The following is a 16,158-nucleotide window of genomic DNA, read 5'->3' on the forward strand; positions in this document are numbered from 1 at the left end:
TTGAACGACGACTGGTATCTGGACGACGACTTCTGGCGCAATTTCGGCTCGCTGATGTTCAACGCCGACACTTTCGCGCGCGGCTCACAAGAAGTCCAGCAGCTGCTCGCCCTGCTCGGCTCGGAACCGAAGACCGTGCTGGACCTGGGCAGCGGCCCCGGCCGTCACGCCCTGCCGCTGGCCGACGCCGGGCTTTCGGTCACCGCCGTCGATACCAGCCCCTCGCTGCTGAAGCAGCTCGAAGTGCGGCGCGGTGAGCGCCCCATCGAAATCGTCGAGGCCGACATGCGCCGCTTCGCGCGCCCCGGGGCCTTCGATCTCGTCATCGTCATGTGGACCAGCTTCGGCTACTTCACCGACGAAACGGACCATGCACGCGTGCTGACCAATATCCGCGAGAGCCTCCGGCCCGGCGGGCGCCTGGTGCTGGACCTGGTCGGTCTCGAATACTTGTGTCGCAACCTGCAGCCGGTCCACCTGACCGAGTACGACGACGGCCGCATCCTGGTCGAGCGCCCGGACCTGGTGGACAACATGACCCGCCTGGAGAACGAGTGGATGCTGATCGACGGCGACCAGGTCCATTACCATGAGTTCTCCCACCGGGTCTGGTCAGCCGGCGAGATCAGCGCCCTTCTGCGCGACGCCGGCCTGCGGATCGACAGTATTCACGGCGATCACGACGGCAGCCCCTACGACTTCGAATCCGAGCGCCTGGTCGTCATCGCCCGACGAGATTGAGCTTGGCCGTTCGCGAGCTCGGGACCGAATCAGCCCACGAGAATGCCGGCCCAACTGGCGTTGAGCAGCGACACCAGCGTGCCGCCGAGCACCGCCTTGAGTCCGAGCTGGGCCAGGTCGGATCGGCGCGAGGGTGAAATGCCGCCGATGCCGCCGATCTGGATGGCGATCGAGGCGAAGTTGGCGAAGCCGCACAGCGCGTAGGTCGCGATCAGGGTCGAACGCTCCGACAGTTCGCCCTGCATCTCGGTCAGCGCCACGTAGGCGACGAACTCGTTGGCGACGATCTTCTGTCCGATCAGCCCACCCACGGCCACGGCCTCGTCCAGCGGCACGCCGGCGAGCATCGCCAGCGGCGCACACACCCAGCCCAACAGCAGTGCCAGGTTCAGAGGTTGCCCGATCAGGCCTTCGAGCCCCGTAATCTGGCCGAACCAGCCCAGCGGGCCGTTGACCAGGGCGATCAGGGCCAGGAAGGCGAGCAGCATGGCGCCGACGTTCAAGGCCAGCTTCAGGCCTTCGCCGGCGCCGCCGGCGGCCGCCTCGATCAGGTTGGTGTGCGGCCGGTCGATGGCGGTGCGAACGGTACCGGCGGTTTCCGATTCCTGGGTCTCGGGCAGCAATAGCTTGGCCACCACCAGCGCGGCCGGCGCGGCCATGATCGACGCCGAGATCAGGTGCTTGGCGAAAAACGCCTGCTCGACCGGGTCGGACCCGCCGAGCAGCATCACGTAGGCGGCCAGTACGCCGCCGGCAATGGTCGACATGCCGCCGGTCATCAGCGCGAACAGCTCCGAGCGGGTCATGCCGGCAATGAAGGGGCGCACGACCAGCGGGGCCTCGGTCTGACCGACGAACACGTTGGCCGCCGTGGCCAGGGACTCGCTGCCGGAAACCTTCATGAACCGGGTCATGACCCAGGCCATCACCTCGACCAGCTTCTGCATGATGCCGATGTGGTAGAGGCAGGCCATCAGCGACGCGAAAAAGATGATCGTCGGCAGCACCTGGAAGGCGAAGATGAAGCCGAACTCGTCGGCGTCGGCCAGCGGCCCGAAGATGAACTCCGCGCCGGCGCTGGTGTAGCCGATCAGGGTGACGAACAGCTGCCCGAGCTGATCGAACAGCAGCTTGCCGAACGGCACCCACAACACGAGTATGGCCAGCAACAGCTGCAGCACCAGGCCGACGAGAACCGTCTGCCACGCAATGCTGCCGCGCGCCGACGACAGGGCCCAGGCAATGCCAAGCAGGACGGCAATGCCCGCCAGCCCGAGAAGACTCTGAATCAAACCGCTCGACTCCCTGAATATAATCTACATTGTCGCCGGGTTAATAACATCCTTGCAACGCCTCGCGCGCGCTGGCAGTTTGCAACCGCTGCAGTCTAAAATGCCCGCAAGGCCGACCGAAGCGCGTCCGTGGGCAAATCGACTGGCCGGATTCGGGCGGATAATTCGTTATTGGGGTACAGCTTTCATGCAGCCTGCCAATCCGATACGGGGTTGCAGTGCCGCAACACCAGGATCATTCCAGGAGGACACGACCATGAAATTGAGATTGATCGCCGGCCTGTGCGCACTCGGCATGCTGACCGGCTGCCCGGCAGCCGGCACCACCACCCAGGTCCGCGACAGCGGTTCCGGAGCCAGCATGGAAGAGGCCCGCGCGGCCGCCTACGACGGACCGCAGGCGCGCATCGCCGTGGCCCGCTTCGAGAACAAGGCCGGCAATACCGGTCGCTGGTACAACCAGTCCATCGGCGACGGCATGGCCGATATGCTGACCACCGCGCTGTTCAACTCCGGGCGCTTCATCGTCCTTGAGCGCGAGGCCATCGACGATTTGATGGCCGAGCAGGACCTTGGGGCCAGCGGACGCGTCAAGGAAGAGACCGCGGCCGCCATCGGCGAGATCGAAGGCGCCGAGTTGCTCGTGGTGGCGGCCGTGACGGAGTTTTCCGAGAACGCCAGCGGTACGCGCGGCTCCTTCGGCGGCGGTCGCATCGGCAAGGTCATCGGCGGCATCGCCGGCGGCTCGAGCAGCGCGCACATGGCCATCGACCTGCGCATCATCGACACCAACAGCAGCCGTGTCCTGGCCGCGACCAGCGTCGAGGGTGAGGCCAAGGACTTCGACATCGGCGGTGCTCTGGCCGGCTACACCGGCAGCCACGCCCTCGGCGGCTCGCTGTCGAGCTGGGAAAACACCCCGCGCGAAAAGGCTCTGCGCCAGGTCATCGGCAAGGCCGTCGAGGAAGTCGCCAGCCGCACGCCCCAGCGCTACTACCGCCACGGCGGCGGCGACCAGTCGGCCGGCTACCAGGCGAATAACTCCGGCGACAACGGCGGTGGCGGCGGCACGGGTGAACGCGTGGTCATCACCGCCAACTCGCTCAACGTGCGCTCTGGCCCCAACGGCGACAGTTCGGTTCAGTACAGCCTCAGCTCGGGCGCCATGGCCGACGTTGTGGCGCGCGCCGGCGACTGGATCCAGATCCGCGACAGCGAAGGCCGGACCGGCTGGGTGGCGTCGGAGTTCACGCTGGACGTGCAGTAAGACGATTCGATCCCTCCCAATGCGATCGACTCGGGCCCCGCTTCGGCGGGGCCTTTTTGACATAAGGCCGGGTCGCCTTGGTGTTGATCGAGACCACACCGCCGGCGAATAAAGGCCGCTGACGCGGCGTTGGTTGGTTTGACGCCACCGGTCGCTTTGGTGGCCTCGACAAGTCAACGGCGTTTCGCCCGGCCTGCTTCGCAGGCGCTTTCGGCGAGTACCTTTTTTCCAAAGCGAAAAAAGATACGAAAAAGCGCTTTTCAAAGTCAAAGTCCCACGATCCGGGGTTTCAGGACTGGAACCGGGAGCGGGCTGGCCCCTTCGCGGAGCGGGCTTCGCGAAGACTCGGTCGGAGGATCCGGTGGCGCTAGCAGGAATGGGGCGAAGCCCGCACGAGAACGGCTCGGCTTCGAAGGTGGCGCGCTGCGCGCGCGGGGGCTTGATCCAGGAACGTAGGATGCGTGGAGGCCCGTAGGGCCGTAACGCATCGGCCGATGAGTTGCGCTTCGCTCCACGCATCCTACGCTTCTCCACAACCGCGCAGATGGCGCGCGCTCAGCGCGCGGGGGTCAATCCGGAGCGCAAGCCCGGGATCCCTCCCCGGGCCACTTTCGGAAACGATCCAGGGCACCACGCGACCAGCCGGGCCCTCGCGAAGCCCGCTCACCGAAGGGGCCAGCCCCCACAGTCACCAAGCTCCTGAGATAACAGAGCGTTGGACTTTGAAATTGAAAAGCGATTTTTGGTGCCTCAACCAACGAGAACGGGGTTGGTCGTCGCTTTGGAAAAAAGGTACTCGCCATCAGCCTGCGAAGCAGGCGGGCGAAACCGCCTTTGACTTGTCGAGGACGCCATGGCGACCGGTGGTGCCAATCCCTAAGGGGTCAGGATTCACGGATCAGCCGTCCACGCGATCACGCACTGGAGCGTGTCGCCACCGGCATCGTCAATCGAACTGATCCCGAATCCCGGGCAGCCAGGGCTTGACGGAGTCCTCCGCCCGGCGCGTGGCGTTGAGCGCGGTGAACTCGATTTGCTCGACCGGCGAGGTGCCCATCTGCCGCAGCTCGTGCAGGTCGTAGGTGACGGCTTCGAGCTGCGCGATGTAGGCGGTCTCGACGCGGTTGTAGTACTGCAGCTCGCGCTCGCCGGCCGGCAGCGCGCGGGCCACCACGACATAGCGGGCCCCGGCCTCCCGGGCCGGGTCGGCGAGGCCGGCGAGATCGAGTTCTTCGCCCTGGATGTAGTCGCGGTAGCCGCGCACGAAGCTGCGCTGAACGAGCGGATGCGAGCCGCCGCGCAGGGCGGCCTCGATCTCGCGCACCATGGGATCGGCGATCACCGGATCGCCCAGGCCAATGACCACCACGCCGCGCGGCGGCGGCGCGGCCCGTTCAGGCGGCTGGGAGCTCGTCGCGGGCGCGGCCGTGGCGACCGTCTCGCTGTCGGCCATCGCCACCTGGCGATCGTCCTCGACTTCCTCTTGCGCCGGTTCGGGCTCGCCGGCGACCTCCGGCGTGACGGGCGAAGGTTCCGGGTCGTCGTCGGCAGCAGCCAGGTCGTCGGCATCCGGCGCGGAAGGCGCGGCCGCGTCGCTGCCCTCGGCTGCATTCGATTCATCGTCCGTCTCCCGGGTGTCAGCACTGCCGGAACCGTCGTCCGACCCGTCTGTCAGGGCCTGTCCAGCGCGCAACGAAGCCGCAGCATCGGCCGGCGCGCCCTCGCCCTCCCGGGAAGCCCCGGCCGCCCGGGATTCACCCGAATCCGCTTCGACTTCGACCTCGGCCTCTTCTCCGCCGGGCAGCCAGGCCGTCACGCGATTCCAGGTGGACGGATCCAGCCGGGCCAGCCCGAAGCCGGCCGCGCTCAGCGCCAGCACGAGCACCAAAAGTAACGCGACCAGGCGGCCCCGCCGCTTGGGCGCCTTCGTCTGCACCGGCACGGGATGGCGCCCCTCGGTCTGGGTCTGGACGACAGCCGTGGCCTCAGCCGCGCGGTCGATCGTCGCGGTCTTTGCGGACATTCGCCCGGTCGCCAGCGCTGCGGTGACCTCTCGCTCGGCCGTCGACGGCCCGGTGTCGCCGCGCTGGACCGGTCCGGTGCGGCCGGTCTTGAGCGGCGCCATCTCGGCCAGCATGGCCGACCAGTCCGAAAAACGATTCTCCGGCTGGATGGCCAGCAGCTTGCGCAGGATATCGATCACGCGTTCGTCGGCCTTGCCTTCGAGCGCAGACAGGTCCGGGAATTCACCCCCGGCAAGCTGTCGGAAGGTGTCCTTGAGGTCGCGCCCGGGCATCAGGCGCTCGCCGGTCAGCATCTCGTACCACACCGCGCCGAGCGCGAACATGTCGCTTCGCGAGTCCACCGGCCCGCCGCTGAGCGCCTCGGGCGCCAGGTAGCCGGGCGTGCCCATGATGGTCTTGCTACCGGCGTCCGACTGCTCGGCGGCGACGCAGGCGATACCGAAATCGGTCAGCACCGCGCGGCCGCGCCGGTCAATCATGATGTTGCCCGGCTTGACGTCGCGGTGGACGATGCCCTCCTCGGCCGCGGCCGACAGCGCATTGGCCGCCTGTTCGGTCATTCGCCGGGCCATTTCCGGCGAGCACTGCCCCTCGCGGTCGATGAAATCGGCCAGCGATTCGCCGTCGACGTACTCCATGACGAAATACGGCTTGCCGTCGTGCTCGTCGGCGACGTAGATCTGGGCGATATTGGGATGATTGAGCGCGGCGACGCTGCGCGCCTCACGCAGGAATCGGGCAACGACGATTTCGTCGGCGCTGAGCTCGTCGTTCAGGCACTTGATGGCAATGAAGCGCTCGAGCTTGGGATCGAGCGCCTTGTAGACCACGCCCATGCCGCCACGGCCGAGCTCGCTGATGATGTGATAGCGTCCGAGAACTTCGCCCATATCCGTCACCTCCCGGCTGGATGGGTCGCCGCGGCCGGCGCGATTGCCGCCCTTTCGGCCGAATATATCAAACCTAACGGTGAATCCGTCCTGAACCGGTCATCGGTCGACGCGCGCGCTGGCGCCGTTGACTCGGCTTGGCTAACATGGCATTTAAGGCCGAGTGAAGCGGACAGGGCGCCAGCGGCACGGCACCACACTCATTCGAAACGATCCGAGAAAACCAGATCCAGGCTTTCTCTGAACAGGTAGACGGCGCCGCTGTTGATGCCCTCGTCATCGACGAACGGCGCACCGACCACCAGGCGATTGCCGTCGAGCGCGCAGGCGGCTCCAAAGCGATCACCGGCCGATCCGTCCGCAACCTCGATCTGAGTGATGCCGATCTCTTCCACTTCCGCCCAGCCGTGCTCGGGATGGGAGCGCAACACAGCCGCGGCGCCACGATTGCTGTCACCTTCGACCGGTTCTTCCGCACCTCCGGCCAGCACGGTTTCACCCGCACTATCGATAGCCACCGAGTTCGACGCACCCATCGCGTCGAGGCCCGCATACCTTCCGCGCTGGCCCCAACCGGCAAAGTCCGTTTCGTAGATCACCACGAGGCCCTCGCCCACATTGCCGCCGTTGGCTGCCCCGATGGCCGCCACGGATCCGTCACCGTCGATATCGAGGCTGCTCCCGAACAGCGCGCCGGCCTGTCCATCGGTGTCGATCAGCTTGGCGTCCTCGTTCCAGAACCCCGTATTCAGATCCCGGTGATAGACGTACGCCGCACCGCGCTCGTCGTCTTCCGCGACCGTGGCAAAGTGAGCACCGACCAGCGCGTAGCCGTTGATCTCCAGCGGGTCGTCACTGAGCGCGGTCGAGAACCCGAAGCGATCGCCGGCCGCGCCGTCGGAGGCCTGGATCATGGTGATCAGTTCATACTGATCCTCCTCCAACCCGAACAGGAAGGCCGCACCGCGTTCGGCGTCGCCGGAGACCGTGCGGCCGGGCGCACCCACCAGCAGCACATCGTAGGACTGCGCCGAGGCACTCACGCTGGTTCCGAAGCGGTCGCCGGGCGCGCCGTTCACGGTCAGCTTCTGAACCTCCGTCCAGGCGCCACGACCGTCGGAGCGGATGTCACGAGCGAAGACGTAGGCCGCTCCCTGTTCCGCCGTGCCGTCGTCATCCGCCTCCATCGCTCCGACGATGGCCAGGTCGCCGCCGGCACCGAGCGCGACGCTGGTCCCGAAACGGTCGCCGTCGTGACCGTCCGAGGGCGTCAGCCTGGCCTCTTCCAGCCACTGGCCAGTGCCCTCCTCGTAAAAGTAGACATAGGCAGCCTCGGCACCCTGGGCACCGACCAGGGCGGTCGATCCGACCTTGTCCATGGCCGTCCCGAACAGGTGCAAGTCCTCGGCATCGGACGCCAACAGCCGGGCAGTCTGTTCAAAAGCCGGGCCCCCTTGCGGGGCAATCTCCGTTTCTGCCGCAAGCGCCAGCGGCATCAACACCATGGTGATCAGGGGCAATTTGTTCATGATTCCTCCGTTTCCGTCAAGAATGAACGCCGGTCCGGGAGGCGGATCGGCGAGCTTGCCGGGTGAAACGGGAGGGTCGCTGCTTGCCCGCCAACGATCGACGGGGCCGAGGGCGCAGCGGCTCGGCCGGGGTCAGTCGACGTCGACGTAGACGCTGACCTCGCGCGTCGCGCGGAAGGTGATTTCGGGGTGGCGTTCCTCGGCCAGCTGCAGGTTGACCCGGGTGGGCGCGAGGTAGACGAGCTGGCCGCCGCCGTCCTCAGCCAGATGGCGTTCGTTCTTGTCCCGGAACTTGTCGAGCGCGCGCTCGTCCTCGCAGCTGACCCAGCGGCAGGTGGCGACGTTGACCGGCTCGAACACGGCTTCGACGTTGTACTCGGCCTTCAGGCGGTAGGCGACGACATCGAACTGCAGTACGCCGACCGCACCGAGCACCAGGTCATTGCCGAACAGCGGCTTGAAGAACTGCGTGGCACCCTCTTCCGACAGCTGCGCCAGGCCCTTGGTCAAGGCCTTGAGCTTGAGCGGGTCCTTGAGCTGCACGCGACGGAACAGCTCGGGCGCGAAGCTCGGGATGCCGGCAAACTGCAGCTTCTCGCCCTCGGTGAAGGTATCGCCGATGCCGATAGTGCCGTGGTTGTGCAGGCCGACGATGTCGCCGGGATAGGCGTACTCGGCCGCGGCGCGCTCGTCGGCCATGAAGGTCAGCGCGCCGTGCGTGCGCTGCTCCTTGCCGAGGCGTACGTGGTGCAGCTTCATGCCCTTCTCGAAGCGACCCGAGCACACGCGCATGAAGGCCATGCGGTCGCGGTGGGCGGGATCCATGTTGGCCTGCACCTTGAACACGAAGCCGGTGCACTTGTCTTCCGAAGGCTCGACCGAACGGCCGAGGGTGGCGCGCGGCTGCGGCCGCGGCGCCCGCTCGACGAACTCGTCGAGCAGGGGAATGACACCGAAGTTGTTGAGCGCCGAACCGAAGAACACCGGCGTCTGCTCGCCGGCGAGGTAGCGGTCCAGGTCGAAGTCGTGGCTCGCACCCTTGACCAGCTCGATCTCGTCGCGCAGCTCGTCGGCCATGTCGCCCAGGGCCTCGTCGGCCTCGGAAGAATGCAGGCCGGCGATGATCTTCGGCTCCTGGCGCATGTAGTTCTTGCCCGACTCGTAGAGATGGATCTCGTCGCGAATCAGGTGGTAGATACCCTTGAGCCGCCGCCCCATGCCGATCGGCCAGGTCACCGGCGCGCACTCGATGCCCAGCACTTCCTCGACTTCGTCGAGCAGCTCGATCGGCTCGCGGCCCTCGCGGTCGAGCTTGTTGATGAAGGTAAAGATCGGGGTGTCGCGCATGCGGCACACGTCCATCAGCTTGATCGTGCGCTCCTCGACACCCTTGGCGCAGTCGATGACCATCAGCGCCGAGTCCACGGCCGTGAGCACGCGATAGGTGTCCTCGGAGAAGTCGGCGTGGCCCGGCGTGTCGAGCAGGTTGACGATGCTGTCGTGGTACGGGAACTGCATCACCGAGGAAGTGATCGAGATGCCGCGTTCCTTTTCCATCTCCATCCAGTCGGAGGTGGCGTGGCGATCGGCCTTGCGCGACTTCACCGACCCGGCAAGCTGGATCGCCCCGCCGAAGAGCAGGAACTTCTCGGTCAGGGTCGTCTTGCCGGCATCGGGGTGCGAGATGATCGCGAAGGTGCGCCGGCGCTCGATTTCGTCGGTCAGTCGGGTCATGGCGATGCAATCAAGGGAAAACAGGCCATTATACCGGCGCAAGCCCCGAAAGCGCGTACTCGCTCGACAAGGACGCTTGCCGGAAGCCTGATTTTTATGCTCGAGGGGGGGTGGTAGCATGCCAATGAAGGGCAAGTTGGCATTGGCAAGGAGTAGCCCATGGGCGTCCGTCTTCACCTGGTTCGAACCGCACTGGCGGCAGGCGCGCTCGCGCTCAGTCCGACGCTTGCAGCACTGTCGCCGCCGCCACCACTGCCCGTCGACCTGCTCACGGATTTCTACGAGGCCATGAACGGCGACGATTGGCACCGCAACGACGGCTGGCTGGACCCCGAGGTCGACGTCTGCGACTGGTACGGCATCAGCTGCATGACCGAGTCGCCCGCCACGGGTGGCTACGAGTGGATCGGGCGCATCAAGCTACCGGACAACAACCTGCAGGGGGAACTTGCCGCTGAACTGCAGGAACGCCTGTGGACCTACGGTCCCGCGTCCACCCCAAGCCGCGAACTCGATCTCAGCGGTAATGCCATCAGTGGGGAGTTCACTTATTTTCCCTGGGGCACCGAGGACGTGAACCTGAGCGGCAACCTGCTCAGCGGCAGCTTGCCCGAGCTGCCCGCGGAATTGCCCGAAATCGAACTCGAGCGACTCCGACTGTCCCGCAACGACTTTGACGGCGCCGTTCCGGCCAGCTGGGAGCGCCTGCGGCTTCGCCGGCTCGAACTCGCCGACAACCGGCTCGATGGCGGCGCCTTGCAGGCCTTCGCCGCCATGCACGGTTTCAGCCAGAGCTTTCTCTACCTCAACGGCAACCGGTTCAGCGCGGAGCTGGGCGAGGACATCACGGCCGCGGGAGGACTCGCCGAACGCGGGGACACGAACGTCGGCGCCGGGCTCGACCTGTGCTACAACGATTTCATCGTCGATGCTCCGGAAGTGCGCGAATGGATCGCCGCGCGCCACGTCGGCTCGAGCGACTTCGAAACCTGCCTGGGCCGGCAACGAGTGGCTGTCGACGCCACCGTCAGCGGCAGCTGGTTCCACCCCGACCGCGCCGGCGAAGGCGTCTCGCTGATGCTGCTCGACAGCGGCGCGCCGCTGCTCTACAGCTTCGGCTTCGACACCGACGGCCGCCAGCAGTGGCTGTTCGAACTGGGTGCGATGGGCGACCAATGGCTCAGATGGGATCCGCTGCGCGAAACCCGGGGTCACTTCGGCGAGGGCGTCGCAACCAACGAAGACTACCGCTTCGTTCGCTCCACGGGCCGCTTCCGCGCCGACCGGGTCGGCGTCGACACGCTCAGCCTGCATCGGCACTATTACGACCTGCTCGCCTGCGGCGCCTGGGGACCACAAGAACAGCCCGGGCCGGGGCTATGTCCGCCGCCGCTGATCGACGACCGCCTCGACTACCAGCGCCTGTCGCGACTGGCCGGAACGACTTGCGACAACGGCAGCGGCTACCAGCAGTACTCCGGCGCCTGGTATAACCCGGAGCAATCCGGCGAAGGCTTCCTGATCGAGGTCATGCCCGACGATCGCGCCGTCGTCTACTGGTTTACCTACAAGCCCGGCGACTCCGGCGAGCAGGCCTGGATGACCGGCAGCGGCGAGATGGCATACCTCCTTCCCGTAATGCCGATCTTGCCGTCGCCAAATCCCGACCTACTCGAGGTCACGCTTTATCAACCCCAGGGTGCGAGCTACGGCCCGGACTTCGACCCGGCCGACGTCGACCTGGTCGAATGGGGCGAATTGTCGATCGACTTCGGCGAAGCGGGCACCGCCGAGCTTCACTTCGACAGCTACTTCGACGAATACGGCTCGGGCGAGTTTCCAATCGAGCGCCTGGCCCGCCCGATGCTGGCCGAGTGCGAAACAGAGACAGTCCAATGACCAAAACCGCGACGCTGCTTTTGACTGCAGTACTCACGTCGGCTACAGCGAACGCACAAATCGCGCAGGACGAGCGCGAAGCGCTGATGCGGTTCTACTACGCCGCAGGCGGGGACAACTGGGCCGAGGACGCGAACTGGCTGGGCCAACCCGGTACCGAGTGCAACTGGTTCGGCGTGCACTGCGCCGCTCCCGCCGGTCAGACGCCCTTCGTGATTCGCCTGGTGTTGCCGGACAACGACCTGGCCGGTGGCCTGCCCGACTCGCTGGCGGAGCTGGACCGTCTCGAAACTCTTGCCCTGGGCGGCAATCAACTCTCCGGAACGGTTCCAGCCGATCTGTGGGCACTGCCGTCACTCCAGACACTCGATCTGAATCACAATCTGTTGTCCGGCCAGACCCCTGCATCGATCCTGGCCTCGGGAGCGCAGCAAGGCACGCCCCTCACGTCGGTCGATCTGTCCGGTAATCAACTGACGGGCTTCGATTCAGGAGCCGTTCCCGAGCCGCCCCTGACGCCCGAGATCGAGCTGCGACTCGACGACAACCTCATTGACTACCTGCCGCCGCCGGCCTGGCGGGCCACGGGTACCATCCGTGTCCTGAGCATGTCGGGCAATCGGATATCCGGCAGCGTGGACCTGTCCGACGCCTGGCCCGGCTTAGAGTGGCTTGACCTGTCGGACAACGCCATCTCGGCGGTGTTGGCAACGCAAGGCGATGGACCGACCGACCTGTCCAGGCTGGCTCTGGCGGGCAACGGGATTGATGACTGGCCCGAGCTACTGCCGACCCTCGACAGCCTCTCCGAACTGGACCTGAGCGACAACGCGCTGGCCGGCGAACTGCCCGAATGGTTCGACCAGCTCGATCTGGACAGACTCGACCTCGACCACAATCGGTTGACCGGACCGATCGCAGACGTCTTTCAGGGCATGGACCTGGACGGCTATCCGATACCCAGTCCGCCGTTCGGGGAGTCGGGACTGCACCTCCACCTCGCCAACAATTCATTCTCCGGGCCGTTGCCCGACATCGACTTCGTCGGATTCAACAGGCCCCAGGAAGCCGGCAACTCCGAATTCGGGCTGGACTTGTGCTTCAACGATATCGACATGCCCGGCGATGCCGTGCTCGATGCCATCGCTCCGGTCCATCGCGGACAGGACCTGGCTGCCTGCCTCAAACGAAGCCAGGCGACGCTCGGCCCCGATATCAGCGGATCCTGGTATGCGCCATCGCGTTCGGGCGAAGGCACCACGATGATGATGCTCGACGACGGCAGATTGCTTCAGTACTGGTTCACGTTCGGGGCCGGCGAGGGCCTCGTCACTCCTCGACAGCGCTGGTTCGTCGGGTTGACGGAACCGGCTTCGACCTCGGCCGAGTTCCGGCCGCTGATCACGACTTCCGGGGGGCGATTCGGGATGGGTCTCGCCGACGGCGAATCCAACCCGAGCAGCACCTGGATACGCCAGAACCGAATCGACCAGGACACGCTTCACTTTCTCTACGACTACCGTGGCGGAGGCATTTGCATCACCGGCGGCTGCAGCGTTATAGCGGACTCCGATCGCTTCGACCAGACCCGCCTGAGCCGGCTGGCCGGAACGACCTGTGATACGCAAAGCCCGTTCCAGCAGTACGCCGGCGCCTGGTACAACCCGGAGCGCCCGGGCGAAGGCTTCATCGTGGAAGTCCTGCCGGAGGATCGGCGCATGGTGATCTACTGGTTCACGCACACGCCAGACGAGACCGGCCAGCAAGCCTGGATGACGGGCGACGGGCAGTTCCAGGACCCGAACCTGATCAGCGACCCGCCACCGCCGCACGAACAACAGGTCGACGTCTTGCTGGCTCAGCCGCAGGGTGCCTATTTCGGCGCCGAGTTCGAGTCCTCGGACGTCGAGGTCATCGAGTGGGGCGAACTCAATATCCAGTTCAACGACGAGAACACCGGCCACGTCTACTGGGACAGTACAGTCGACGGCTACGGATCGGGAGACTACCCGATCGAGCGTCTCGCCCGGCCGATGCTGGCCGAGTGCCCGCAAGGAGAAACGCAATGATTCTCACAAGCCCCAAGACGATCGGCATCGTGGCGCTGACCCTGGCGCTGAGCGCGCCGGCCGGCGCCAGCGTCACCGATGAAGAGCGCACCGTCCTCGAGGCCTTCTACCAGGCTGCCAACGGCGACGAATGGCACCGAAACGACGGCTGGCTGCAGCCCGGCAGCGATCCCTGCGACTGGTACGGCGTGGAATGCCGGTTTCGGGGTGACCTCGCTCGCGACCTCGTGCACAACCTGGACCTGCCCGACAACAATCTCTCCGGCACGCTGGATACCCGCATCTTCGAGATCGTCCACGATCGGCTGGATCTCAGCGACAACCGGCTGGGCGGGCCGCTCGATGAACTGCCGGGCTCCCCCGGCCGGGTCGACCTCTCCAACAACCGCTTCGAGGGACCGTTGCCGACCGAATCGAGCGCCGTGGCGGGCCAGATTTCCGGCGGGCCGCCGAGCAGTAACTGGTACCTCGACCTGTCGCGCAACGACTTCGAAGGCGAGGTGCCACCGGAATGGCCGCGGCGGGTCTGGCTGAACCTGGCCAACAACCGCCTTGAGGGCCTGCCGCTGGCGTTGCTGGAAGGCCCCGGATTCCCCTTCGGACAGTTCCTTGACCTTTCTGACAACCGCTTCTCGGGCGAATTACCGACCGGCCTTTCGGAAGGCAACTTCATGCCGCACAACGGCCCCGGCCGCTGGGGTGGCGGCATCAACCTGTGCTGGAACGACTGGCTGGTGCCCGAGAGCGTCGAGTTTCGCGATTGGCTCCGAAGCCGCCACGTGGGCGGAGAATTCGAGAACTGCCTGTCGGACGAACGCCAGCCCATCGATCCCTCGATCAGCGGCAGTTGGTACGACCCGTCCCGCAGCGGCGAGGGCATCGCCGCTCACATGCTCGACAACGGCACGATGCTCAACTACTTCTTCACCTTCGACGAACACGGCCGCCAGCAGTGGTTGGTCGGCGCGCAAACCGCCGACGAGCACAGCGCATCGTGGCGCGAACTCCTGCGCACCCGGGGAAAGTTCGACACGGGTCTGTCGGATGAGGACCCGGAGGCGATCGAGTATCGCGGCAGCTTTCGCATCGACCGGCTCGACAGCGACCGTGTCCGGGCGGAACGCGTCTACATCACCGACGAGACCTCCAACATCTGCCTGAGCCCCTACCCGCCCCCGCTCAACTGCTTCGGCGACAGCCTTTCCGATCGCCGCGAGTACGAGCGCGTGTCGCAGCTGGCCGGCACCACCTGCGACAACGGCAGCCTTCACCCGCCATTCGAGCGGGTTTCCGGCGCCTGGTACAGCCCGCAACGCTCGGGCGAGGGATTTCTTGTCGAAGCGCTACCCGACAACAGCGCTGTCGTCTACTGGTTCACCCACAAACCCGACGATTCAGGCGAACAAGCCTGGATGGTCGGCCAGGGCACTCTGGAAGACCTGGGAATCTTCTCGAGCCCGCCACCCGAACATCCCTACCGTGCCACCATCGATCTGCACCAACCGGTCGGAACGCGCTACGGCGAAGCGTTCGATGCCGAGGAAATCGAACTCGTAGCCTGGGGCCAACTGGAACTGCGTTTTGGACCGGAAGGTGACGGCCATGTCTACTTCGACTCCAATCTTGACGAATACGGCTCCGGCGACTACCCCATCGAGCGCATCGCCACCCCGCAGCTGGCCGACTGCGACTGAAAGACCGAAAGACAGAAAGCTATGGAATCGCCAGCCGTTGCCCCGGCCTCGGGGCAACGGCCTGGCCGTTCTCCCCCTCGAATTCGAACGGCACCGAAGTCAGCTCCATATCGCGGTTGACCTGCACGGCGAAATGCAGGTGCGGGCCGGTGCTGTAGCCGGTGTTGCCGGAACGTCCGATGCGATCGCCGCGTTCGACGCGCTGGCCCTCGCGCACGAGCACGCCCCCGTAGTCGAGGTGGGCATAGAGCCCCATGGAGCCGTCCCCGTGCAAGATGCGCACGTAGTTGGCGCGCGGCCCGTCGCGTTCGAGATCGTCACCGGCACCGTGAAAATAGCGGGCAACGGCCATCACGACACCGCCCCGGGCCGCGTGGACGGGCGTGCCCGTGGGCATCTGGATATCGACGGCATGAAGTCCGGACGGGCTGTTGTGACTGTACTGACCGCCGAAGGCCTGGCCGATGCGAAAACGCGTGCCCGATGCGATCGGCGCGCGATACGGGCGCGCGGGTTCGTGCCGGGCGCCGATATCACCGGGAACGCCGGATGTCTCGAAGCGGTAGGACCAGGACCGGCCCTTCTCCAGCGGGCCGATGGTGACCAGCTCGCGCTCCTCGAGCCCGTCGAGCACGAATCTGGCCGGCAGACGCGGCTCGGTGACCACGTTGCTGGCCTCGACCAGCGACACGCGCACCGTCACCGGACCGTGAGTACGATTGCGAAACAACCAGACCGGATCCCTGTCCGTGCCCGTCCTGAGCACGTCGACCATTTTCTGCGGCTCGGCCTTGGCCCGCTGAACGGTCACCTCGCGCTCGGTCACCGGCTTGCGATCGGTAAAATGCTGAATCCCGTCTTCGTCTTCCCAGATATAAATCGTCTGGGCCCCGAGGCCAAGAGAAAGCAGCCCCGCGCAGAGCAAGACGCCAAGCCGCAACGTCGGGAGATTAGCTGTCATTGGTCTGTGGCCTGTGGTCCCTGGTCCCTGGTCCCTGGTCCCGAGTCCCGAGTCCCGA

General features: G+C 65.9%; 10 protein-coding genes. 5 read left to right on the forward strand and 5 right to left on the reverse strand.

All coding sequences use genetic code 11. The features are described 5' to 3' along the window. Window positions 1-741, forward strand: a complete 741-nt coding sequence (locus ACDC67_RS13255; RefSeq protein ID WP_376693873.1) for a class I SAM-dependent methyltransferase — start codon at window positions 1-3, stop codon at window positions 739-741. A 29-nt stretch (window positions 742-770) separates the two neighbouring features. Here the strand turns inward: ACDC67_RS13255 and ACDC67_RS13260 are convergent, their stop codons facing one another. After that, window positions 771-2,033 carry a NupC/NupG family nucleoside CNT transporter gene (locus ACDC67_RS13260; RefSeq protein ID WP_376693875.1) on the reverse strand — a complete coding sequence of 421 codons (1,263 nt, stop codon included), beginning with the start codon at window positions 2,031-2,033 and terminating at the stop codon, window positions 771-773. Between the two features lie 256 nt (window positions 2,034-2,289). Here ACDC67_RS13260 and ACDC67_RS13265 point away from each other — a divergent pair, with 256 nt between their 5' ends. After that, window positions 2,290-3,300 (forward strand): CsgG/HfaB family protein, encoded by a 1,011-nt coding sequence (locus ACDC67_RS13265; RefSeq protein ID WP_376693877.1) that lies wholly within the window; start codon window positions 2,290-2,292, stop codon window positions 3,298-3,300. Window positions 3,301-4,246: 946 nt separating this feature from the next. On the opposite strand, the gene ACDC67_RS13270 is transcribed toward ACDC67_RS13265, so the two are convergent. The 3 genes from ACDC67_RS13270 to ACDC67_RS13280 form a co-directional block, all read right to left on the reverse strand. Beyond that, on the reverse strand, window positions 4,247-6,214 hold the full coding sequence (locus tag ACDC67_RS13270; RefSeq protein ID WP_376693878.1) for a serine/threonine-protein kinase: 1,968 nt from the start codon (window positions 6,212-6,214) through the stop codon (window positions 4,247-4,249). A 200-nt stretch (window positions 6,215-6,414) separates the two neighbouring features. Next, the gene (locus ACDC67_RS13275; protein ID WP_376693880.1) at window positions 6,415-7,743 is read right to left on the reverse strand and encodes a hypothetical protein; all 1,329 of its coding nucleotides are present in this window, start codon (window positions 7,741-7,743) and stop codon (window positions 6,415-6,417) included. Between the two features lie 132 nt (window positions 7,744-7,875). Further along, window positions 7,876-9,477: a peptide chain release factor 3 gene (locus ACDC67_RS13280; RefSeq protein WP_376693882.1), complete on the reverse strand. Its 1,602-nt coding sequence runs from the start codon at window positions 9,475-9,477 to the stop codon at window positions 7,876-7,878. Window positions 9,478-9,636: 159 nt separating this feature from the next. On the opposite strand from ACDC67_RS13280, the gene ACDC67_RS13285 reads away from it, so the two are divergent. The 3 genes from ACDC67_RS13285 to ACDC67_RS13295 are packed head-to-tail and all read left to right on the forward strand — an operon-like array spanning window position 9,637 to window position 15,139. Continuing rightward, entirely contained in the window at window positions 9,637-11,376 is a 1,740-nt protein-coding gene (locus ACDC67_RS13285) for a hypothetical protein (RefSeq protein ID WP_376693884.1), read from the forward strand. Further along, complete coding sequence (locus tag ACDC67_RS13290) at window positions 11,373-13,445, forward strand: leucine-rich repeat domain-containing protein (protein WP_376693886.1); 2,073 nt, start codon at window positions 11,373-11,375, stop codon at window positions 13,443-13,445. Before ACDC67_RS13285 ends, ACDC67_RS13290 begins: the two co-directional genes overlap by 4 nt. Further along, entirely contained in the window at window positions 13,442-15,139 is a 1,698-nt protein-coding gene (locus ACDC67_RS13295) for a hypothetical protein (protein ID WP_376693888.1), read from the forward strand. Before ACDC67_RS13290 ends, ACDC67_RS13295 begins: the two co-directional genes overlap by 4 nt. 19 nt (window positions 15,140-15,158) lie before the next feature. Here the strand turns inward: ACDC67_RS13295 and ACDC67_RS13300 are convergent, their stop codons facing one another. Continuing rightward, entirely contained in the window at window positions 15,159-16,100 is a 942-nt protein-coding gene (locus ACDC67_RS13300; protein WP_376693889.1) for a peptidoglycan DD-metalloendopeptidase family protein, read from the reverse strand. Between the last annotated feature and the right edge of the window lie 58 nt (window positions 16,101-16,158).

The organism is Wenzhouxiangella indolica, assembly GCF_042310355.1.
Taxonomy (GTDB): domain Bacteria; phylum Pseudomonadota; class Gammaproteobacteria; order Xanthomonadales; family Wenzhouxiangellaceae; genus Wenzhouxiangella.